This is a genomic window from Phenylobacterium sp., from assembly GCF_041919955.1.
GTDB lineage: Bacteria > Pseudomonadota > Alphaproteobacteria > Caulobacterales > Caulobacteraceae > Phenylobacterium.
Window position 1 is genome coordinate 58402 of the sequence record NZ_JAYRSU010000013.1, and the last position, 20751, is coordinate 79152.

Consider the following 20751-nt stretch of genomic DNA (forward strand, 5'->3'; position numbering starts at 1 on the left):
GAGAAGTTCAGGCGCGGCGAGGTCGCGGCGCGGCGCGGCTCGGCCTATGTAGGAAGGCTCTCCCCGCCCCTCTCGCCGATGGTGTTCTCAAGCATGAGCGTGACGATTTCCGACATCGAGGCCGCCGCCGCCCGACTGGCCGGCCATGCGGTCGAAACGCCGCTGATCGAGAGCCCCGCCCTGAACGAGCGCCTCGGCCGCCGCGTGCTGATCAAGCCCGAGACCTTGCAGCGGGTCGGGGCCTTCAAATTCCGCGGCGCCTATAACCGCCTGTCCCAGCTCTCGGCCGACGAACGCACCCGCGGAGTGGTCGCCTTCTCGTCGGGCAATCACGCGCAGGGCGTGGCGCTGGCGGCGCGACTGCTGGGCATGCCGGCCCTGATCGTCATGCCGTCCGACGCCCCGGCGGTGAAGGCGGAAGCCACGCGCGGCTATGGCGCCGAGATCAGGTTCTACGACCGCATGACCGAGAGCCGCGAGGCGATCGCCGCGGGTCTCGCCGCCGAGCGCGGGGCGGTGATCGTGCCCGCCTTCGACGATCCGGACGTCATCGCCGGCCAGGGTACGGCGGGCCTGGAGCTGGTGCGCCAGGCGAAGGCGCGCGGCGCAGAGCTCTCCGCCGTGCTGACCCCGATCGGCGGCGGCGGGCTGATCGCCGGCGTCTCGACGGCGGTGAAGGCGCTCTCGCCCTCCACCCAGGTGTTCGGCGTCGAACCGGCCGGTTACGACGACACCCTGCAGTCGCTGCGGGCCGGCGAGCGAATCGGCGTGAAGCCCGCGTTCCGCACCCTGTGCGACGCGCTGGAAAGCCCGGCGCCAGGCGTGATCACCTTCCCCATCGTCCAGAAGAACGTCAGCGACATCGCCGCGGTCGACGACGCCGAGGTGGCCCAGGCCGTACGCTACGCCTTCTCGGTCCTGAAGCTGGTGGTCGAGCCCGGCGGCTCGGTCGGCCTGGCCGCCCTGCTGGCCGGCAAGTTCGCATCGCTGCCGGAGGGGCCGGTCGGGCTGGTGCTGTCCGGCGGCAATGTCGATCCCGACCTCTTCGCGGCCCTCCTGCGGGGCGAGACCTGACGGCCCGCCCCGCCGCAAGCCTTCCCTAGAGCCGGTCCTCAGGCGTCGCGGTCGCGGCCCCCGGCGCTTCGCGTGGGGTGACGAGCTTGGCCAGCTTCGGTTTCAGCCAGTTCTCGAAGTCATCGACGAACTCGTAGACCACCGGCACCAGCACCAGCGACAGCAGGGTCGAAGTGATGAGGCCGCCGATCACCGCCACCGCCATAGGCTGACGGAACTCGGCGCCCTTCTCCAGGGCGAAGGCCGTCGGCAGCATGCCCGCGGCCATGGCCACGGTGGTCATGACGATCGGGCGGGCCCGCTCGCGGCAGGCTTCGATCAGGGCCTCGCGCTGGGGCATGCCCTCGCGTTCGCGCTCGATGGCGTACTCAACCAGCAGGATCGAGTTCTTCGCCGCCAGGCCCATCAGCATCAGGAAGCCGATCAGCGAGGGAATCGACAGCGACAGGTTGAAGATGAAGAGGCCGATGAAGGCGCCCCCCACAGCCAGCGGCAGCGCCGCCAGGATGACGATCGGCTTGAAGAAGCTGCGGAACAGCAGCACCAGAACGGCGAACATCAGGAAGACCGCGGTGGCGAAGGCCACCACGAAGCCGCCGAACATCTCGGCCATGGCCTCGGCGTCGCCGATGGCGCTGGGGGCGACCCCGGCCGGCAGCTTCTTCATGATCGGCAGCTGGTGGACCATCTGGGTCGCATCGCCCAGCTCCACCCCGTCGGCGAGTTCGGCCTGGACGGTCATCTGGCGCTGACGGTTCAGGCGGTCGATGCGCGCCGGACCCGCCTGGAACTCCACGTCGGCCACGGCGCCCAGCGTCGTCGACCCGCCCGAGGCGGTCGGCAGGCGCAGCTGGCGGACCTGCTCGATGTCGGCGCGGGCCGACTCCGGCAGGCGGATGCGGATCGGGATGCGCCGCTCGCCTTCGTTCATCTTCGGGATGTTGGCGTCGATATCGCCGACCGTGGCGACACGCGCGGCCTGGGCGATCGCCTGGACCGAGACCCCGAGGCGCGCCGCCTCGTCCGGCTTCGGCCGGATCACCAGTTCGGGACCGATCGGCGGGTTCTTCGGACGCGGATCGGTGACCCCGTTCAGGGTCCGCATCTGGCGTTCGAGCTCGAGGCTGGCCTGTTCAAGGGCCTTGGGATCGGAACCGGTGAGGATCTGCTCGAACCCCGCCGCGCCCTGTCCGTCCAGGAAGTTGAGCCGCACGTCCGGCACCGCGGCGATCTGAGCGCGGACGCGATCCTTGAGCTGATTGCCCGTGACCTTGCGGTCGCCGCGCAGCAATACGGTGATGGTGCCGTTGCGCAGGTCGCTGCCGCCGCCCCCGCCGCCGGGACCGAAGTTCGCCACGGTCGAGCCGACCTGGCTGAACACGCCGGTGACTTCCGGCTGGGCGACCATGACCCGGGTCGCCTGCTGCACCGCCCGCTCCATGTCGTCGATGGTCGCACCCGGCGGGCCCTGGACGTTGATGTAGACGTAGTCAGGGTCGCCCGGCGGCTGGAACCCCTTCGGCAGGAAGGCGATCATCGCCGCCGAGCAGACAAACAGCAGCAGCCCGGCGATGGAGGCGATGATCCGGTGCTCCAGCGCCCACTTCAGGGCGCTGGGATAGAAGCCCTCGAACGGCTTTTCCGGCCGCTCATGTACGGTCGGCTTGAGGAAGTAGGCCGCCATCAGCGGGGTCACCAGTCGGGCGACCAGCAGCGAGAACAACACCGCCACCGAGACGGTAAGGCCAAATTCCTTGAAGAACTGGCCGGGAATGCCCGGCATGAAGCTGACCGGCGTGAACACCACGACGATGGCGAAGGTGGTCGCCACCACCGCCAGGCCGATGGCGTCGGCGCCCTCCAGCGCGGCCTGGAAGGGCCGCATGCCGCGGGCCACCCGCTTTTCGATGTTCTCGATCTCGACGATGGCGTCGTCGACCAGAATGCCGATCACCAGGGTCAAGGCCAGCAGCGTCACCAGGTTCAGCGAGAACCCGGCCATCTTCATCACGAAGAAGGTGGGGATCAGCGAGATCGGCATAGCCAGCACGGTGATAGCGGTCGCCCGCCAGTCGCGCAGGAACAGCAGCACCACCAGGGCCGCCAGCACCATGCCTTCGAGCAGCACGTGCTGGGTGGCGCGGAAGTTGGCGCGGGTTTCGTCGACCGAGGCGTAGATCTTGGTGAACTTGACATTGGGATCGGCCTTGGCGATCTCGGCCAGCTTGGCGTTCACCCCGTCCTCGACGTCGACGTCGGACGATTCCTTGGTCTTGCTGACCTGGAAGCCAACCACCGGTCGATTGTTCAAGCGCGCGAAGCCGCGGGCCTCGGCCGAGCCCTCGCCGATATCGGCGACGTCGGTCAGACGCACGAACCCGCCGCCGCCGGTGGAAATGGTCATGGCTCGCAGCTGGGCGATGGTCTCGGCCGAGCCGAGCACGCGGACGGTCTGCTCGCGCCCCCCGACCTGGACGCGCCCGCCGGGGGCGTCCTGCTGGAAGGCCATCAGGGCGTTGTTCACCTCGGCCGCGGTCAGGCCGCGGGCGGCCAGCTTGTCAGGATCGATGACGACATTGATCTCGCGCGCGACGCCGCCGACCCGGCTAATCTGGGCGACGCCGCTGACGGTCTGCAGCTCGCGGGCGATCTTGTCGTCCACGTACCAGGAGAGTTGCTCGTCCGACATGGTCGGCGCTTCGACCGCGTAGGTGATGATCGGGAAGGCGTCGTCGATCTCGACCCGGGTGACGGTCGGTTCGTCGATGTCGCGCGGCAGGATCTGACGCGTCTGGTCGGTCTTGGCGCGAACCTCGTCGGTCTTCTTCTGGAGATCCTCGCCCATCTCGAACTGGATGGACGTGGTCGAAACACCCTGTGTCACCACCGACTGGATGTTCTTGACCCCGGTGATGCCCGACATGGCGTCTTCCACCGGCCGGGTGATCTGGGTTTCCATTTCCCCGGGGGCAGCGCCGCTCTGCGTCACCGTGACGGCGACGACCGGGAACTGGATGTTGGGGAACTGCTTAACCGCCAATCCCGAATAGGCGATCATGCCGGCGATCAGCAGGCCGATGAACAGCAGCGCGACCGGAACCGGGTTGCGGATCGCCCAGGCCGAGATCGGGAAGCCGGAGCCTCCGCCCTGATGGTCGCTCATTTGGCCCTCGCGGCGGGTTGGGCGGCCGTCGCGGCGGCCTCGACCGGCTTAACCAGATCACCGTCCAGCAGGAACGAGGCGGCGTTCTGCACCACGCGGGCGCCGGCCGGCGGACCCTTGACGATCTGCACGAGGCCCGAGCCGCGCTGGCCGGTCTGGACGGCGACGTGCTTCACGCGGTTGTCGGCGCCGACCACCATGACCGCAGCGCCGTTGGCGTCATAGCGGATCGCCGTCTCGGGCAGGGCCAGCGCCGACTCGCTGGCGTCGGCGAAGATCGCGCGGGCGAAGCCGCCGGCGCGGATGTCCGAGCGGACCGGCAGCAGGACGCGGACCTGGCCGAGCTTGGTCTGGGTGTCGATCTGCGGGCTGACGATACGAACCGTACCTTGCACCTGGCCGCCGCCGGGCAGGGTGACGGTCGCGGTCTGACCGACGCGGATGCGGGCGAGGTCGTCCTCGGCCATGTCGGCGGCCAGCTCCATGCGCCCGTCGCGGGCGAGGCGGAACCAGGGCGTGCCGCCGCCGGACGAAAGATCGCCCGGCCGCACGGTGCGCTCGAGGATCACGCCCGAGACCGGCGCCGCGACCGCGAGCTTGGCCAGCCGGGTCTTGAGGTCGCGCAGGTTCGCGCGGGCGGCCTGGGCCTGGAAGCGGCGTTGAGCGATCTGTTCCTGGGCGAGGACGCCCGTGCCGTCGAGGTCGGCGACGCGCTTGGCCTGGTCGTCCGCCTGGGCGGCCTGGGCCTCGGCCTGGGCGATCTGGGCTTCGAGCAGCGCGGGGTCGAGCTGCACCAGCACCTGGCCGGCGCGGACGGTGTCGCCGACGTCGGCGTTGACGCGCAGCACGCGGAAGCCGGTCACCTCGGCGGCGACGGCGGCCTCCTCACGCGGGCGCAACGTGCCCGAGGCGCTCAGCGCGCCGCTGATCGCGCGAGGCTCCAGCCGCACGACGGACACAGCCCGCGCCTGGGCGGCCGGGTCCTTCTTCGCCGGTTCCTTCTTGCCGCACGCCGATAGCGCCAGGGCGCAGGACAGGCCGGCGACGATGGCCAGAGAGGTCTTCTTGCGCGTCACGTTCAACGGGCCTCTTTGTTGGTCGGTGCGGACGCCAGCGGCCATCCGCCGCCGAGCGCCTTGTAGGTCTGGACCGCCCGGCGCAGGGCCTGCACCTGGGCGGCGGTCTCCTGGCTGCGGACGGAGCGCCAGGCCTGTTCGTTGTTGAGGGTGGTCTGCAGGTCGACCAGCCCGGCGACATAGCCCCGCTGGGAAGCCTTGTACGCACGCTCCGCGCGGGCCTCGCCCTCGTCGAGCAGTTGGACGCGACGGCGGTCGGCGGCCAACTGCACCAGCGAATTCTCGGCCTCGCCATAGGCGGTCTGCACGGCCTTCTCATAGGCGATGGCCGCCTGCTCGGTTCGGGCGTCCTGGGCCTTCACCTCGGAGAGCAGGCGCGGAATGTCGAGCACCGGCACCGAGACGTTGGCGCCGATCGTCCAGTTCTGGGTGGTGGCCGAGTAGCCCGGCTGCTCGCTCTTCTGCAGGCCGATGCCCGGCGTCAGCTTGAAGGTCGGGAAGAAGGCCAGCTTGGCGTAGTCGAGGCGGCCCAGGGCCGAAACCAGCATCGCCTCGGCGCGGCGCACGTCCGGCCGGCGAGCCAGCAGTTCGCCCGGCACCACGCCCGGCGGCTCCGGCGGGGTTCCGACGCTGGCGTCGACCGGCAGGTTGGCCGTGGGCTCGACGGCGCGGCCGACCAGGATCAGCAGGTTGCGGCGCTGGGCCTGCAACTCGGCTTCCAGCTGGGCGACGTTGCTGCGCGAGGCCGACAGGTCGCCGGCCACGCGGTCGGCCTCGGACGAAGCGGCCAGACCGCGCTGGGCGCGGATGTTGACGATCCGATAGAGCTCGGCCTGGATCTTCTCGGTGGCCCGCGCGTCCTCGAGCTGGATGGCCAGGCCGCGGGCCTGGAAATAGCCGTCTGCGACCGAGGCGGCCAGGCTGGCGCGAGCGGCCTCGTAGTCGAGGCGGGCGGCGGCCATCTCGGCGTTGGCGGCCCGGCGCGTCGCCCACAGGCGGCCGAAGAGATCGATTTCCCAGGAGACGTCGAAATTGGCGGAATAGTTCTTGCTGTCGCCGTCCGACGAGAAGCCCGGGATCGAGATCGCCGTCCCGTCGATCACCTTCTTCTTGGTGTCCGAGGCCGAGCCGACGGCCGCGCCCTGGGGCAGGAAGGCGGTCAGGGCGCCCGCCCGGGTGGCGCGCGCTTCGCGCAGGCGGGCCGCGGCGGTGCGCGCATCGGGGCTGGCGGCCAGGGCCTGGTCGACCAGCGTGTTAAGCTGGGGGTCGCCGAAGGCGGTCCACCAGGCGTCGAGGACGGCCGGATCGGCAGGCGTGGCGGGCGTCGGCGCCTCGTAGGCGGCCGGCAGGCGAGTGTCGGCCGCGCGCGTCGAGGCGCAGGCGGACACGGCAAGACACGCCAGGCCGACCAAGGATCTAGCCGCGAGTGAGACTGGTCGCATGTTCTCTTCGTCTTTACGGCTCACGCAGTCGCCCGCCGTATCGCCGGCGTGGGGAGGCGCGACGCGAACCATTGGTATCGGCCTCATCGTTCTTAGTCGCCGCAGCGTTTCACGTCGATTGCATAGACGAGACAATCGCACGTGGAACCGGGGCTGTGGCGCGCAGGCCGCAGAGCACTGGCGCACATCTTCGCCAACCACTAGGGTCCGCGCAATTCCAGCCCCATTTGAGTGATCTATGAAACACTTTCTCCTCGCTGGCGCCGCTGTCTGGGCCGTTTTCACCGCGCCAGCCCTGGCCGCCGATCTCGACCCCGCCAAGATCGCCGAGCACGTCAAGATTCTGGCCTCGGACGAATACGAAGGCCGCGGACCGGCCACCGCCGGCGAGACCAAGACCGTCGCCTACATTACCGAGCAATACAAAGCCGCCGGGTTGAAGCCGGGTGGAGATCTCGTGGACGGCCAGCGCAGCTGGACCCAGGACGTGCCGCTGGCCCGCTTCGAGAACAAGGGCCCGGTCGCGGTCAGCGTCACCGCCGCCGGCAAGGCGCAGACCTGGACCCAAGGCGAACAGATCGCCCTGCGCCCGGCTCAGAACGGGGCCGCGCGCGTCACCGTCAAAGACGCCCCGGTCGTCTTCGTCGGCTATGGCGTCAAGGCGCCCGAGCGCAACTGGGACGATTTCAAAGGCGCCGACCTGAAGGGCAAGATTGCCCTGGTGCTGGTCAACGACCCCGACTTCGAGACCGGCAAGGGCGACTTCGGCGGCAAGGCCATGACCTATTATGGCCGCTGGACCTACAAGTTCGAAGAAGCCGCGCGTCAGGGCGCCGTCGGCTTCCTGGTGATCCACGAGACCGCTCCGGCCTCGTACGGCTGGGCGACGGTCAAGAACTCGAACACCAACAGCCAGTTCGACATCATCCGCAAGAACCCCAGCGACGCCCACGCCCTGGTCGAAGGCTGGATCCAGCGCGACAACACCGTCGAACTGTTCAAGGCGGCCGGCCTGGATTTCGACGCGCTGAAGGCGCAGGCCCAGAGCCGCGAGTTCAAGCCGGTCGAGCTGAAGGGCGTGACCTTCTCGACCGATTACGCCGTCGATGTGCAGAAGATCGTCTCGAAGAACGTCGTCGGCATGGTCCCGGGCGCCAAGCGGCCGGGCGAGACCATCATCTACTCTTCGCACTGGGACCACATCGGCGTCGGCCTGCCGGACGCCAAGGGCGACAAGATCTACAACGGCGCCGTCGACAACGCCGACGGCGTCGCCACCATGATCGAGATCGGCCGCGCCTTCGCCAAGGGCCCGGCGCCGGAGCGTTCGGTGGTGTTCCTGGCGGTCACCGCCGAGGAAAAGGGCCTGCTGGGTTCGGAATACTATGCAGCCAACCCGCTCTACCCCGTCGCCACCACGGTCGCGAACATCAACATGGACGCGCTGTCGCCGACGGGCCCGGCCAAGGACTTCACCACCTCGGGCGACGCGGCCTCGACGCTGCAGGACGCGCTGATCGCCGTGGGCAAGGCCAAGGGCCGCTACTACACGCCCGATCCGCGCCCGGAAGCCGGCTCGTTCTTCCGTTCGGACCACTTCCCGTTCGCCAAGCGCGGCGTGCCCGCGATCTCGTTCGGTTCGGGTCGCGATCTGGTGAACGGCGGCCGCGCGGCCGGCGACGCCTTCGCCAAGGTCTACACCGCAGAGCGCTACCACCAGCCGGCCGACGAGTTCGACACCAGCTGGAACCTTGAAGGTATGGCCCAGGACGGCCAGCTGATGTTCGAACTGGGCCGCCAGCTCGCCAATTCGGCCACCTGGCCGGAATGGAAGGCCGGTTCGGAATTCAAGCAGACCCGGGACGCCACCGCGGCCCAGAGGAAGTAAAGCACACGAGGGAAGAGATGGCGCAGGCAGGCTTGATCCGTTCCGGGATCGGAGGGTGGACCTTCGAGCCCTGGCGCGGGGTTTTCTACCCGGACGACCTCAAGCAGAAGGACGAGCTGGCCTACGCCTCGCGTCATCTCACCTCGATCGAGATCAACTCGACCTACTATTCGAGCCAGAAGCCGCAGACCTTCGCCAAGTGGGCGGCGGCCACGCCCGACGGCTTCGTCTTCGCCATGAAGGCCTCGCGCTTCTGCACCAACCGGCGCGTGCTGGCCGAGGCGGGCGAGTCCATCGACAAGTTCCTGAACCAGGGCATCGTCGAGCTGGGCGACCGGCTCGGCCCGATCCTGTGGCAGTTCGCCCCGACCAAGAAGTTCGACCCGGACGACTTCGGGGCCTTCCTCGATCTGCTGCCGAAGTCGCACGGCGGCCTGGCCCTGCGCCACTGCGTCGAGGTGCGGAACGCCAGCTTCGTCGATCCGACCTTCGTGAAACTCTGCCGCGACCGCAACGTGGCGATCTGCCTGTCGGAGAACGAGCATTACCCGCTGATCTGCGACATCACCGCCGACTTCGTCTATTCGCGCCTGCTGATGGGGTCCGACGACATCCCGACCGGCTATGCGCCCAAGGACCTCGACCTCTGGGCCGAACGCTTCGGCCAGTATTCGAGGGGCCAGGTTCCCGGCGATCTTTCGCCCATCGACCGCACGGGCCCGGCGGAGGGCCCGCGCGAGACCTTCGTCTTCTTCATCCACGAGGGGAAGGTGCGGGCGCCGGCGGCCGCCCAGGAACTGCTGAAGCGGGTCAACAAGTAGTCCGGAACGCAAAAACGCCCCCGGCGCGAACCGGGGGCGTTGGATGCAAGAATGCGAATTCTTGGTTGCGGGCTTACGCGCCGCCGGGGAAGCGCATCGGCACCTTCACGACGCCGGTCTTCGAACCCATGGGCAGAGCGTCGGCCACGCACAGGGCGGCCTTGTCGAAGCCCTTGCCGGCCTTGCTGTCTTCCAGGACCTTGCAGCCCGACAGCTTGCCGCCGTCAGCGTTGCACTCGAGCATCACCACCGCGGCGTCGCGGGTGTTGGCGTGCTTGGTCAGGCACTTGGACATGCTTTCCTGGAAATCGGCCGCGGAAGTCGCGCCGGCGAACGCCAGGCTGAGAGCAAGACCGCCCCCGATCTTGATGAGATTTTTCATCGCCCCACTCCTTTCTAGATTAACGGACGCACTCCTCTATCGGGCATTCAGGTTAAAAGAATCTGATGGCGCAGAATTTGATTTGGTTAACGCCAAGTAAACTGCCGCATCACAATTATCGTGACTTTATATTTATTATACGAGGGAAGTCTGGAATTTCCGGACTTTCAGTGACGATTGGTTAGCAACCTCCCGGCATGGTGGCAGAAAGGCTATACGTAGTCGGGGGAAATTTAGGTGAAGCGCTTTCGGCTTGTCGACTTGCCGCTGATCGCGAAGATCGGCTTCGCGCCTGCTTTTGCACTGGTCATGCTGGCGCTGACCGCAGGCGGCGCAGTGATCATCCAACGCGGCCAGGCCAACGACCTTAAGCAGGTCGTGCATACGGATCTGCCCAACAGTCTGCGTCTGCAGAAGGTGTCCGAGCGGATCACCGCCGTTCACGGCCAACTCTACTTCCTGTTGACCCACCAGGCCGCTTCGATCGACACCGACAAGATCGAGGGCGATAGCCAGGCCATGCTGGCCGAGGTGGACGCCATCACCAAGGAAGTCCAGGCGATCGCCGCCAAGGCGCCGGCCTCGCAGAAGAAGTCCTTCGACGACCTGATCAAGGCCTTGAAGGGCACGCGCGACGCGCTGGACGTGATCGCCGCGATGATCTCCACCGACTTCGGCACCGCCGCCGGCTTCGCCGCCCCGTTCGAGCAGGAATACTCGAACATGACCGGCATGCTGAACAAGATCGTGGCGGCCAACAACGCCCTGACCGACGCCAACGCGAAGGCCAGCGAGGAGCGCTCCAGCGCCGCCCAGATGGTGACCATCGTCGCCGCCCTGGCCACCCTGCTGATCGCCGGCGCCCTGGCCTGGGCCCTGACCATGATGCTGCGCCGCGACGTCAAGCAGATCGCCGGCGCCACCGAGGCCCTGGCCCGCGGCGACAACGCCATCGATCTGGACAAGCTGGCCCGCAAGGACGAGCTGGGCGCGATCGTCTCTTCGCTGACGATCTTCCGCGACAACCAGCTTCACCTCGAAAAGCTGCGCGTCGAGCACGAGCAGACCGAGGCCGCAGCCGAGATCACCCGCCGCCAGAACGCCGAAGCCGCCGCGGCCATCGCCGAGGAACAGGCCATGGTGGTCAACTCGCTGGCCGAGGGCCTCGACAGCCTGGCCGCCGGCGACCTGACCTATCGCCTGGAACGCGAATTCCCGGGCGATTATCGCAAGCTGCGCGACGACTTCAACGCCGCCTCGGCCAAGCTGGAAGAAGCCATGAGCGCCATCGCCGGCGCCACCGCCTCGATCCAGTCGGGCGCGGGCGAGATCAGCACCTCGGCCGACGATCTGTCGCGCCGCACCGAGCATCAGGCCGCGACCCTGGAAGAGACCGCCGCCGCGCTCGACGAGATCACCGCCACCGTCAACAAGACCTCGGAAGGCGCCAGCCACGGCCGTGAGGCCGTCGCCTCGGCCAAGACCGACGCGGAGGAAGGCGGCCTGGTCGTCAGCCGCGCGATCGAGGCCATGGGCCAGATCGAATCCTCGGCCAAGCAGATCAGCCAGATCATCGGAGTGATCGACGAGATCGCCTTCCAGACCAACCTCCTGGCGCTGAACGCCGGGGTGGAAGCGGCCCGGGCCGGCGACGCCGGCAAGGGTTTCGCGGTCGTCGCCTCGGAAGTGCGGGCCCTGGCCCAGCGCTCGGCCGAAGCGGCCAAGGAGATCAAGACCCTGATCAGCGCCTCTTCGGCTCAGGTCAGCGAAGGCGTGAATCTGGTCGGCGAGACCGGCAAGGCGCTGGAGCGGATCGTCCGCCAGGTGGGCGAGATCTCCAACGTGGTCGGCGAGATCGCCGCCTCGGCGAAGGAAGAGGCCCTGGGCCTCGGCCAGGTGAACACCGCCGTCAACCAGATGGACCAGGTCACCCAGCAGAACGCCGCCATGGTCGAGCAGTCGACCGCCGCGAGCCGCGTGCTGGCCGACGAGGCCCAGGAACTGGCCCGTCTCGTCGCCCGCTTCAAGGTCACCGGCGGCGGGCTTCAGCACGCAGCGACCCGCAGCGCGGCTCCGAGCCGCTCGCGGCCGGCCCCCGCCCCGCAACAGCGGCTGGCGACCCGCGGCGCGACCGCCCTGGCCCCGGCCGCCCAGGCCGAAGAGGACAGCTGGGAAGAGTTCTAAGAGCTACAAGACGTCCAGGAACGGAAAGGGGTCGCCGTCGGCGGCCCCTTTTTCGTTGCGCCGCGCGCTTGACCTCCGCGGCGTCAGGGCAGCGCAATTCCCGGAACGCGGCCCCGGGGAGGCGCGAGCGATCATGGTTAACCGCACCTTAAGGCGGCGTGCGCCAACCATCGGGCATGCGCGCCCTTCCGCTCCTGCTGATCCTGACCCTGGGCCTCGCCGCCCCGGCCGGCGCGCAGCAGGGCCGCAAGCCCCCCACGCCGCCCACCACGGCGGCGGCTCCGTCTTCAGCGCCCGCCGCGCCCTTCTCTCCGATCGTCAGCCTGACGCCGTCGGGCGACGCCCAGCGCTGCCGCACGAGTTGCGCCAGCAGCTACTATTTCTGCCTGTCGACCGACGCGCCCGAAGACTGCTCGCCCAACTGGATGCAGTGCCGCAACGCCTGCGACGCGCCCAGCCGTCGACAGGTGATCAGCACGCTTCCACCACGCCCCTGACGAGATCGTTTGGCTTCGCGCCCGGCATGGCCGTAATATGACGGGCGTCACCTTTTCGAGTCAGAGAATGTCAGAAGTCGCCTATCTTCCCGTCGGCAAGCGCGAGCAGACCAAGGTCGCCAATCGCCTGGCGATATTGGACGCCGCCCGCGAGGTGTTCGGGGAGCTCGGCTACGAGACCGCGACGGTGCGCGACATCATCCGCCGCACCGGCCTGGCCGCAGGCACGTTCTACAACTACTTCAAATCCAAGGACGAGGTGTATGTCGCCCTGGCCAGCGAGGGCGCGCGCCAGTTCGCGCCGCTGCTGAAGGCCCAGCGCGCGCAGTCGGCGAACTGGGAAGAGTTCGTCCACGCCGCCATCGAGGCCTATTTCCTGTTCCTGGCCGACGCTCACAAGAGCTGGCTGGCCCAGCGGCCGCCGGGCGAGATGCAGCCCCACGTCCATGGCGAGACGCCCGAGATGACCGCGGTCTTCAACGAGGTGCGCGAGGCCATCGTCGACGAGATCGCCCGCGGCGGGGCGCCGGCCGCCGACCCCGATTACCTGGCGGCCGCCTGTATCGCCATCGCCCGCGAGGTTGGCGAGAAGATGATCGCCCGCCGCCCCATCGACACCAAGGGCGCCACCGAGTTCGCGGTCGCCATGATCCAGGGCGGCCTGAAGAGCCTGCCCAAGGCGGGGGGCTAGGCCAAGGTGGCCGACAGTTCGCTCGTCAGGTTCATCGCCAAGACCGTCCTGTCGCTGCCATCGCCGATTTTGCGGCTGCTGTCGGGCGGCGGGGTCACCTATCGCGGCGGGCGCACGCTGGATCCACGCTTCCAGTTCCTGACCGCTCAGGCTGCACGCATGCCCGCCCTGGCCACGATGAGCCCTGAGGCGGCTCGTAGAGCCTCTGCGGATGGGGCCAAGGTCTACGGCGGCCGCGCCGAGCCCGGCGTGACGGCCAGCGCCGCCACCCTGGTCGCCGAGGGTCGCAGCATCCCCGCGCGGGTCTACCGCCCCGACCGACAGGATCCGGAAGCCCCGGCGATCGTGTTCGCCCACTTCGGCGGCGGGGTGATCGGCGACCTCGACACCTGCCATGCCTTCTGCGGCCTGCTGGCCGGGATCGCCAGCGCGCCGGTGATCTCGGTCGACTACCGCCTGGCGCCCGAGCACCGATTCCCGGCCGGGCTTGAGGACGTGCTGGCCGCCTATCGGCACGTCCGCGACCATGCCGCCGATTTCGGCGCACCGGCCGGCCGCGCGGTGATCGGCGGGGACTCGATGGGCGGCAACTTCGCCGCCGTGGTCTGCCAGGAACTACGCCGCGCCGGCGAGCCGCAGCCTGACCTGCAGATCCTGATCTATCCGTGCGTGGACGTGGCCAGCGAGACGGCGTCCATGACCACCTATGCCGAGGCCTTCCCCCTGAGCCGGGCGACCATGGACTGGTTCATGGGCCACTACATGGGCCCAGGCGCCAATCCGGCCGATCCGCGGCTGTCGCCGATCCGCGAGCCGGACCTAGCGGGCCTGGCGCCTGCCGTGGTCGCCACCGCCGGCTTCGATCCGCTGGTCGACCAGGGCGAGGCCTATGCGCGGGCCTTGCAGGCTGCGGGCGTCCCGGTGGTCTATCGCTGCTACGACAGCCTGGCGCACGGCTTCACTGCGTTCACCGGCGCCGTCCCCTGTGCGGACGTCGCCTGTCGAGAGATTGCGGGCCTAGTCCGCGAAGGCCTGGAGGGACGGATTGCGCGCGCTGCTGGTTGAGGAATTGGCGCCCGACTACGGCGGCTGCGCCCTGAAGGAGATCGACACCCCCGCCCCCGGGCCGGGCGAGGTCCAGGTGCGCGTGAAGGCCGCGGCGGTGAACTTTCCCGACCTGCTCCAGACCCGCGGCGAGTACCAGCACAAGCCCGCCCTGCCCTTCATTCCCGGCATGGAGATCGCCGGCGAGGTCAGCGCCCTGAGCGAGGGCGTCAGCGCCTTCGCGGTCGGCGATCCCGTGGTCGGCGGGGCGCGGATCGGCGGGTTCTCCGAATACGCCGTCACCTACGCAGCGGGGCTGCGCCGCAAGCCTGACGGCCTCTCGTTCAGCCAGGCGGCGGGCTACGCCACCGCCTATCTGACCGCCTATGTCTCGCTGGTGCGCCGCGCCCGGCTCCAGGCCGGCGAGTGGGTGCTGGTGCATGGGGCGGCCGGGGGCGTGGGCCTGGCGGCCGTCGACCTCGCCAAACATCTCGGCGCCAAGGTGATCGCCGCCTCGGCCTCGGACGACAAGCTCGCCATCGTCCAGGCCGAATACGCGCCCGATGCGGTGGTCAATGTCAGCGGCGGCTTCCGCGAGAAGGTCAAGGAGATCACCGGCGGGCGCGGGGCCGACGTGATCTACGACCCCGTCGGCGGCGACGTGTTCGACGAGAGCACCCGCTGCATCGCCTTCGACGGCCGCCTGCTGGTGGTCGGCTTCGCCTCGGGTCGCCTGCCGGTGCTGCCGGTCAACATGGCGCTGATCAAGGGCTTCTCGGTGATGGGCGTGCGGGCCGGCGAATACGGCCGCCAGTTCCCCGAGAAGGGCGCCGAGAACCAGGCCGCCGTCTGGGGCCTGGCCGACAAGATGAAGCCCCGCGTCGACCGCGAATTCGCGCTCGCCGACTGGCGCGCGGCCTTCGATTCCCTGGCGCAGCGCAAGGTGGTGGGCAAGACCATCGTGCGGCCGGACCTCTGATGAGCGCCGGCAAGTCCCGCATCATGTATGTCGAGGACAAGTCGGGCGGCCTGACCGGCCCGGCGCGGGTCGGGCGGGTGTCGTTCTCCAAGTCCGGCCGCTCGCTGTCCTATGGCGGACGGACGTTCCAGTCGCTCGCCGGCCGGGGCTCCAAGGCCAACTATTTCGACGTCGAGACCGGCGACCACTACTGGATCTCCGGCCCCCGCAAGGATGGCGCTGACGGCCTCTACGGCGCGCTGACCACGCCCGACATGGTCGATGACGATGTCGCCGAGGAATACTGGGCGCAGGTGCGCGGCCTTGCCCGCCCTCCGACTTGATTCGCGCAACGTCGCGGCGATCCCCTATATGAACCTGGGCGCGCAGACGGAGACCTCGCCATGACCATCGAGCACGAGTACGAGCTGGAAGGCCTGAAGGCCGCCGGAAGCCTCGTGGCGCGCACCCTGGAAGCCATGGGCAAGGCGCTGGAGCCAGGCATCACCACGCGCGAGCTCGACCAGCTCGGCCGCAGGATGCTGGAGCTGGAGGGCGCCAATTCGGCGCCCGAGATCACCTACAACTTCCCCGGCGCGACCTGCATCTCGGTGGCCCCCGACTGCGCCCACGGCATTCCGGACGACCGCCGAATCGAGGCCGGCGCTTTGGTCAATATCGACGTCTCGGCCGAGCTGAACGGCTTCTTCGGCGATACCGGCGCCAGTTTCCCCGTTCCGCCCGTGAAACCGCAGATCGAGCGCCTGTGCCGCGACGGCCGCCGCGCCATGTGGGCGGGCATCCGCGCGGTGCGTCCGGGCGGCAAGCTCAACGAGATCGGCAAGGCCATCCAGGGCTTCGCCGACAAGAACGGCTACACCCTGGTCACGAACCTCGCCAGCCACGGGGTCGGCCGCTCGCTGCACGACGATCCGGGCGAGATCCCGACCTGGTGGGAGCCGCATGACCGCCGCCGCATCCACGAGGGCCTGGTCTTCACGATCGAGCCGTTCCTGTCGCTGGGCGCCGACTGGGTTGAAGAGGGCGACGACGGCTGGACCCTGACGCCGCCCGGCCATGAGCCGACCGTGCAGTACGAACATACCCTGGTCGCCACCCGCCGCGGGCCGGTGATCCTGACCCTCACCGCCTGAAACCTGGCTTTGGTGGTTGACTCGGGGTCTAGCCTCCCGTAGGAACCGCCGCTCAATTTTCGACCCGGAGCTAATCTCGTGAAGCGGACTTTCCAACCGTCCCGACTGGTGCGTGCTCGCCGTCACGGTTTCCGCGCGCGCATGGCGACCAAGAACGGCGCCAAAGTCGTGGCTCGCCGTCGCGCCAAGGGCCGCAAGCGCCTGACCGCCTAAGACGCGTCAGCGTCCTGACGACCAAGGTGTCGGCGTGACCGACGCCCCTCCCGTCATCGAACGCATAAAGAAGCGTTCGGACTTCCTCGCCGCCGCGCGGGCGCATTCGTGCGCCAAGGGCGCGGTGGTGATGCAGGCCCGCGATCGGGCCGACGATTCCCCCGTCATCCGCATCGGCTTCACCGCCACCCGCAAGGTCGGGGGCTCGGTCGTGCGCAATCGCGCCAAGCGCCGGATGCGCGCGGCGGCCCAGGCGATTCTGCCGCAGCTGGGAAAGCCCGGCTTTGACTATGTTTTGATCGCTCGCGGCGGCGCCCCGACCCGGGCATGGCCGCGTTTGCTTGACGATGTGAAAACCGCACTGATAAGCCTCGCGGCCGAAAGCGACAGCCCGTCCCGCGCCTAGCAGCGCGCCCCCACCTTCCTCGCCCCGAGCGCGCGTTCCCATGCAAGACAACAACAACCGCAACACGATCATCTTCGTGATCGCCGCGGTCGTCATCCTGATCGGCTACCAGTTCCTGGTGCTGGACCCGGCCACCAAGAAGCGCAACGCCGAGCTGGCGCAGCAGCGCGCCGCGGCGGCTTCGGCCCAGGCCAACGCCCCGAAGGGCGTGGCCGCGCCCGGCCTGCCCGGCGGTTCGGCTGCAACCGCGGTCGTCTCGCGCGGCCAGGCCGCCGCAGCCAGCCCGCGCGCGCCGATCGCCACCGAGGCCCTGGCGGGTTCGGTCTCGCTGCGCGGCGCGCGCATCGACGACCTCTATCTGAAGAACTACCGCACCACGGTCGAGAAGACCTCGCCGCCGGTGGAGCTGCTGCGCCCCGAGGGCGCACAGAACGCCTATTTCGCGGAGTTTGGCTGGACCGGCTCCAACCTGCCCGGCCTGCCGACCGCCGACACCGTCTGGCAGGTGGTCGAGGGCTCGACCCTGGCCCCCGGCAAGCCGCTGGTGCTGCGCACCTCGAACGGCCAGGGCCTGACCTTCACGCGCAAGATCGAAGTCGACGACAAGTTCATGTTCACGGTGACCGACACCGTGGCCAACACCGGCGCGACGTCGGTGACGCTGGCGCCCTACGCCTCGGTCCAGCGCCAGGGCATCCCCAACGATCGCCGCAACCAGATCGTCCACGAGGGCGCGATCGGCTGGCTGGGCGGCGAACTGCGCCAGGTGAAGTACGCCAAGTGGCTCAAGGAAGGCGGTCCGACCGTCTCGTCCACCGGCGGCTGGACCGGCATCACCGACAAGTACTGGCTGACCGCCCTGATCCCCGATCAGAAGGAGGCGATCCAGGGCCAGTACCGGGTGACCAAGTCCGGCTCGACCGACATCTATGAAGCCAATTTCGTCGGCCGCCCGCACATCATCCCGGCCGGCAAGCAGGTCGTGCAGACGACCCGCCTGTTCGCCGGCGCCAAGGTCGTGCCGCTGCTGAAAGACTATCAGGCCAAGCTGGCGGTCGAGCGCCTGGACCTGGCCGTCGACTGGGGGAACTTCTGGTTCATCACCCGGCCGATGTTCATGCTGCTGGAATTCTTCTTCCATCTGGTCGGCAACTTCGGCATCGCCATCCTGCTGCTGACCGTGACGGTGAAGCTGCTGTTCTTCCCGCTGGCCAACAAGAGCTACGAGTCGCTCACCAAGATGAAGAAGGTGCAGCCGCAGGTCGAAGCGCTGCGCACCAAATTCAAGGACGACCCGGCCAAGCAGCAGCAGGAGCTGATGGCCCTGTACCAGAAGGAAAAGATCAACCCGCTGACGGGCTGCCTGCCCATGCTGGTCCAGATCCCGGTCTTCTACGGCCTCTACAAGGTGCTGACCGTCACCATCGAAATGCGCCACGCGCCGTTCTTCGGCTGGATCCAGGACCTGTCGGCCAAGGACCCGCTGAGCATCTGGAACCTGTTCGGCCTGCTGCCGTACAATCCGGCGACCGTGCCGGTGATCGGGTCGGTGCTGAACTCCGACCTGCTGCACCTGGGCCCGCTGGCCCTGCTGTACGGCCTGACCATGTTCCTCTCGACGGCCATGAACCCGCCGCAGCCCGATCCGGTGCAGCAGAAGATCTTCCAGTTCATGCCGCTGATGTTCATGTTCATCATGGCCCCGTTCGCGGTCGGCCTGCTGATCTACTGGAGCTGGTCGAACATTCTGACCATCCTGCAGCAGTACGTGATCATGCGTCGGTTCAAGGTCGACAATCCGATCGACCAGATCATCGCCAAGCTGACGGGCAAGCCCAAGGAAGTCGGGTGACCGAAGAACCGCTCTACGACGAGGAGACGCTGGAGGCCGCGCGCGTGCTGTTCGCGCGGCAGGCCAGCTTCCTGATGGGGGCGGTCTCCATCGACGGCCTGCCGGCGGGCGACCTGCCGGAGGTCGCCTTTGCGGGCCGCTCGAACGTCGGCAAGTCCTCGCTGATCAACGCCCTCGTCGGCCACAAGCATCTGGCGCGCGCCTCCAACGAGCCGGGCCGCACTCGGGAGCTGAACTTCTTCGTACTGGACGACAAGCTGCGGCTGGTCGACCTGCCCGGCTACGGCTGGGCCAAGGCCTCGAAGGTCGCGGTGAAGAAGTTCCAGAACCTGGGCCGCGACTTCCTGCGCGGCCGCGCCAACCTCAAGCGCGCCTACCTGCTGATCGACGCCCGCCACGGGCTGAAGGAGGTCGACGAGGAGCCGATGGCCGCCTTCGACAAGGCCGCGGTGTCCTACCAGATCATCCTGACCAAGGCCGACAAGCTGAAGGTCTCCGAGGTCGAGGCTGTCCGCGCGCGCACCGAAGCGGCGATCCGCAAGCGACCGGCCGCCTTCCCGCGGGTGCTGGCCACCTCGTCGGAAAAGGGGACCGGCCTGCCCGAACTGCGGGCGGAGATCATGGCCGCCTGCGAAGTGACGCCCTGACACCCTGACGCGGGGTCAGTCTTTGCCCCGCCGCGCGTGCGTGGAACAAGGCGGGGGAGGAAACGTCAGGACCGCCCATGCTCTCCACCGCCGGCCGCACCGCCTACGACGCCGATCTGGACCTGTTCCGCGATCAGGTGCGCAAGTTCTTCGACAAGGAGCTCTATCCGCACCTCGACCGCTGGGAAGAGGCTGGGATCGTCGATCGCAGCTTCTGGAAGGCTTATGGCGAAGCTGGCCTCCTCTGCCCGCAGGTTCCGGCCGAATACGGCGGCCTGGGGCTGGATTACCGCTACAACGCCGTGATCGGCGAGGAGCTGTCCTATGCCGGCTCGTCGGCCGGCGTGACCCTGCAGTCGGACATCACCGTCGACTACATCATCAACTACGGCTCGGAAGACCAGAAGCAGCGCCTGCTGCCGGGCATGGTCTCGGGCGAGATCATCACCGCCATCGCCATGACGGAGCCGGGAACGGGCTCGGACCTGCAGGGCGTGAAAACCACCGCCATCCGCGACGGCAACCACTATGTCCTGAACGGCAGCAAGACCTACATCACCAACGGCCAGAACGCCGACGTGGTGATCGTGGTGGCCAAGACCGATCCCAGCCAGGGCTCCAAAGGCATCTCGCTGATCCTCGTCGAGCGGGGAACCGCAGGCTTCGAGCGCGGCCGCAACCTCGACAAGGTCGGCCAGAACTCGGCCGACACCTCCGAGCTGTTCTTCAACGACGTGCGCGTGCCGATCACCAACTGTCTGGGCGAGGAAGGCCGCGGCTTCGCCTATCTGATGAACCAGCTGGCCCAGGAGCGGCTGCAGATCGCCATCGCCGGCCAGGCCGGCGCCCAGCGCGCCTTCGACGAGGCTGTGAAGTTCACCAAGGAGCGCAAGGCCTTCGGCCAGGCGATCTTCGACTTCCAGAACACCCGCTTCACCCTGGCCGCGCTGAAGGCCAAGCTGCAGGCCGGGTGGGCGCACCTCGACTGGGCCATCAAGCGCCACGTGGCCGGCGAGTTGAACGCCGCCGAAGCCTCGGCCGCCAAGCTATTCCATACCGAACTCCAGTGGGAGGCCTGCGACACGGCGCTGCAGTTGCACGGCGGTGCCGGCTATATGAATGAGTATCCGATCGCCCGCCTCTGGCGTGACGCTCGCGTGCAGCGCATCTACGGCGGCACGAGCGAGATCATGAAGGAAGTGGTGGCTCGCAGCATCTGAGCGCGCGGAGCGTCGGGCAGGCGACAGCCAAGCTTCCAG

At 68.4% G+C, this 20751-nt stretch carries 19 protein-coding genes; 15 read left to right on the forward strand and 4 right to left on the reverse strand.

What is annotated here, in order from left to right:
- Positions 1 to 93 precede the first annotated feature (93 nt).
- Positions 94 to 1074 carry a threonine/serine dehydratase gene (locus ACE3T2_RS12455; protein WP_374657769.1) on the forward strand — a complete coding sequence of 327 codons (981 nt, stop codon included), beginning with the start codon at positions 94 to 96 and terminating at the stop codon, positions 1072 to 1074.
- 25 nt (positions 1075 to 1099) lie between these two features.
- Here the strand turns inward: ACE3T2_RS12455 and ACE3T2_RS12460 are convergent, their stop codons facing one another.
- Genes ACE3T2_RS12460 through ACE3T2_RS12470 form a run of 3 tightly spaced genes read right to left on the reverse strand, consistent with a single transcriptional unit; the run spans position 1100 to position 6701 of the window.
- Positions 1100 to 4237, reverse strand: coding sequence for an efflux RND transporter permease subunit (locus ACE3T2_RS12460; RefSeq protein WP_374657771.1), 3138 nt, complete (start codon positions 4235 to 4237; stop codon positions 1100 to 1102).
- Positions 4234 to 5313 (reverse strand): efflux RND transporter periplasmic adaptor subunit, encoded by a 1080-nt coding sequence (locus ACE3T2_RS12465; RefSeq protein ID WP_374657773.1) that lies wholly within the window; start codon positions 5311 to 5313, stop codon positions 4234 to 4236. The genes ACE3T2_RS12460 and ACE3T2_RS12465 overlap by 4 nt, the downstream gene beginning before the upstream one ends.
- Positions 5314 to 5315: 2 nt before the next feature.
- The gene (locus ACE3T2_RS12470) at positions 5316 to 6701 is read right to left on the reverse strand and encodes a TolC family protein (RefSeq protein ID WP_374657775.1); all 1386 of its coding nucleotides are present in this window, start codon (positions 6699 to 6701) and stop codon (positions 5316 to 5318) included.
- A 292-nt stretch (positions 6702 to 6993) separates the two neighbouring features.
- Here ACE3T2_RS12470 and ACE3T2_RS12475 point away from each other — a divergent pair, with 292 nt between their 5' ends.
- The gene (locus tag ACE3T2_RS12475) at positions 6994 to 8643 is read left to right on the forward strand and encodes a M28 family metallopeptidase (protein WP_374657777.1); all 1650 of its coding nucleotides are present in this window, start codon (positions 6994 to 6996) and stop codon (positions 8641 to 8643) included.
- 32 nt (positions 8644 to 8675) lie between these two features.
- Positions 8676 to 9464: a DUF72 domain-containing protein gene (locus ACE3T2_RS12480; RefSeq protein ID WP_374657779.1), complete on the forward strand. Its 789-nt coding sequence runs from the start codon at positions 8676 to 8678 to the stop codon at positions 9462 to 9464.
- 73 nt (positions 9465 to 9537) lie between these two features.
- Here the strand turns inward: ACE3T2_RS12480 and ACE3T2_RS12485 are convergent, their stop codons facing one another.
- Positions 9538 to 9846 carry a hypothetical protein gene (locus ACE3T2_RS12485; protein WP_374657781.1) on the reverse strand — a complete coding sequence of 103 codons (309 nt, stop codon included), beginning with the start codon at positions 9844 to 9846 and terminating at the stop codon, positions 9538 to 9540.
- A gap of 237 nt (positions 9847 to 10083) precedes the next feature.
- Between ACE3T2_RS12485 and ACE3T2_RS12490 the strand changes: the two genes are divergently transcribed.
- The 12 genes from ACE3T2_RS12490 to ACE3T2_RS12545 all read left to right on the forward strand — a co-directional run bounded on the left by ACE3T2_RS12490 (position 10084) and on the right by ACE3T2_RS12545 (position 20712).
- Positions 10084 to 12030 carry a methyl-accepting chemotaxis protein gene (locus tag ACE3T2_RS12490; RefSeq protein WP_374657783.1) on the forward strand — a complete coding sequence of 649 codons (1947 nt, stop codon included), beginning with the start codon at positions 10084 to 10086 and terminating at the stop codon, positions 12028 to 12030.
- A gap of 176 nt (positions 12031 to 12206) precedes the next feature.
- Positions 12207 to 12527, forward strand: coding sequence for a hypothetical protein (locus ACE3T2_RS12495; RefSeq protein ID WP_374657785.1), 321 nt, complete (start codon positions 12207 to 12209; stop codon positions 12525 to 12527).
- Positions 12528 to 12594: 67 nt separating this feature from the next.
- On the forward strand, positions 12595 to 13218 hold the full coding sequence (locus ACE3T2_RS12500) for a TetR/AcrR family transcriptional regulator (protein ID WP_374657787.1): 624 nt from the start codon (positions 12595 to 12597) through the stop codon (positions 13216 to 13218).
- Positions 13219 to 13224: 6 nt separating this feature from the next.
- Entirely contained in the window at positions 13225 to 14283 is a 1059-nt protein-coding gene (locus ACE3T2_RS12505) for an alpha/beta hydrolase (RefSeq protein ID WP_374657789.1), read from the forward strand.
- Positions 14264 to 15241: an NADPH:quinone oxidoreductase family protein gene (locus tag ACE3T2_RS12510; RefSeq protein WP_374657791.1), complete on the forward strand. Its 978-nt coding sequence runs from the start codon at positions 14264 to 14266 to the stop codon at positions 15239 to 15241. Before ACE3T2_RS12505 ends, ACE3T2_RS12510 begins: the two co-directional genes overlap by 20 nt.
- Positions 15241 to 15564, forward strand: a complete 324-nt coding sequence (locus ACE3T2_RS12515; RefSeq protein WP_374657793.1) for a 1-deoxy-D-xylulose-5-phosphate synthase — start codon at positions 15241 to 15243, stop codon at positions 15562 to 15564. Before ACE3T2_RS12510 ends, ACE3T2_RS12515 begins: the two co-directional genes overlap by 1 nt.
- Positions 15565 to 15624: 60 nt before the next feature.
- Positions 15625 to 16374, forward strand: coding sequence for a type I methionyl aminopeptidase (gene map / locus ACE3T2_RS12520; RefSeq protein WP_374657795.1), 750 nt, complete (start codon positions 15625 to 15627; stop codon positions 16372 to 16374).
- Between the two features lie 78 nt (positions 16375 to 16452).
- Positions 16453 to 16587 carry a 50S ribosomal protein L34 gene (rpmH, locus tag ACE3T2_RS12525; RefSeq protein WP_374534891.1) on the forward strand — a complete coding sequence of 45 codons (135 nt, stop codon included), beginning with the start codon at positions 16453 to 16455 and terminating at the stop codon, positions 16585 to 16587.
- Between the two features lie 34 nt (positions 16588 to 16621).
- Positions 16622 to 16993, forward strand: coding sequence for a ribonuclease P protein component (rnpA, locus tag ACE3T2_RS12530; protein ID WP_374657797.1), 372 nt, complete (start codon positions 16622 to 16624; stop codon positions 16991 to 16993).
- 40 nt (positions 16994 to 17033) lie between these two features.
- Complete coding sequence (yidC, locus tag ACE3T2_RS12535; protein ID WP_374657799.1) at positions 17034 to 18845, forward strand: membrane protein insertase YidC; 1812 nt, start codon at positions 17034 to 17036, stop codon at positions 18843 to 18845.
- Positions 18842 to 19492: a ribosome biogenesis GTP-binding protein YihA/YsxC gene (gene yihA, locus ACE3T2_RS12540; protein ID WP_374657801.1), complete on the forward strand. Its 651-nt coding sequence runs from the start codon at positions 18842 to 18844 to the stop codon at positions 19490 to 19492. Before yidC ends, yihA begins: the two co-directional genes overlap by 4 nt.
- A gap of 77 nt (positions 19493 to 19569) precedes the next feature.
- Positions 19570 to 20712 (forward strand): acyl-CoA dehydrogenase family protein, encoded by a 1143-nt coding sequence (locus ACE3T2_RS12545; protein ID WP_374657803.1) that lies wholly within the window; start codon positions 19570 to 19572, stop codon positions 20710 to 20712.
- Positions 20713 to 20751 lie beyond the last annotated feature (39 nt).

Bases quoted from the DNA above. Each gene is read 5' to 3' on its own strand.
- ACE3T2_RS12455 (WP_374657769.1), top strand. From the start codon at position 94: ATGAGCGTGACGATTTCCGACATCGAGGCCGCCGCCGCCCGACTGGCC.
- ACE3T2_RS12460 (WP_374657771.1), bottom strand. From the start codon at position 4,237: ATGAGCGACCATCAGGGCGGAGGCTCCGGCTTCCCGATCTCGGCCTGG.
- ACE3T2_RS12475 (WP_374657777.1), top strand. From the start codon at position 6,994: ATGAAACACTTTCTCCTCGCTGGCGCCGCTGTCTGGGCCGTTTTCACC.
- ACE3T2_RS12485 (WP_374657781.1), bottom strand. From the start codon at position 9,846: ATGAAAAATCTCATCAAGATCGGGGGCGGTCTTGCTCTCAGCCTGGCG.
- ACE3T2_RS12495 (WP_374657785.1), top strand. From the start codon at position 12,207: ATGCGCGCCCTTCCGCTCCTGCTGATCCTGACCCTGGGCCTCGCCGCC.
- ACE3T2_RS12500 (WP_374657787.1), top strand. From the start codon at position 12,595: ATGTCAGAAGTCGCCTATCTTCCCGTCGGCAAGCGCGAGCAGACCAAG.
- ACE3T2_RS12515 (WP_374657793.1), top strand. From the start codon at position 15,241: ATGAGCGCCGGCAAGTCCCGCATCATGTATGTCGAGGACAAGTCGGGC.
- map (WP_374657795.1), top strand. From the start codon at position 15,625: ATGACCATCGAGCACGAGTACGAGCTGGAAGGCCTGAAGGCCGCCGGA.
- yidC (WP_374657799.1), top strand. From the start codon at position 17,034: ATGCAAGACAACAACAACCGCAACACGATCATCTTCGTGATCGCCGCG.
- ACE3T2_RS12545 (WP_374657803.1), top strand. From the start codon at position 19,570: ATGCTCTCCACCGCCGGCCGCACCGCCTACGACGCCGATCTGGACCTG.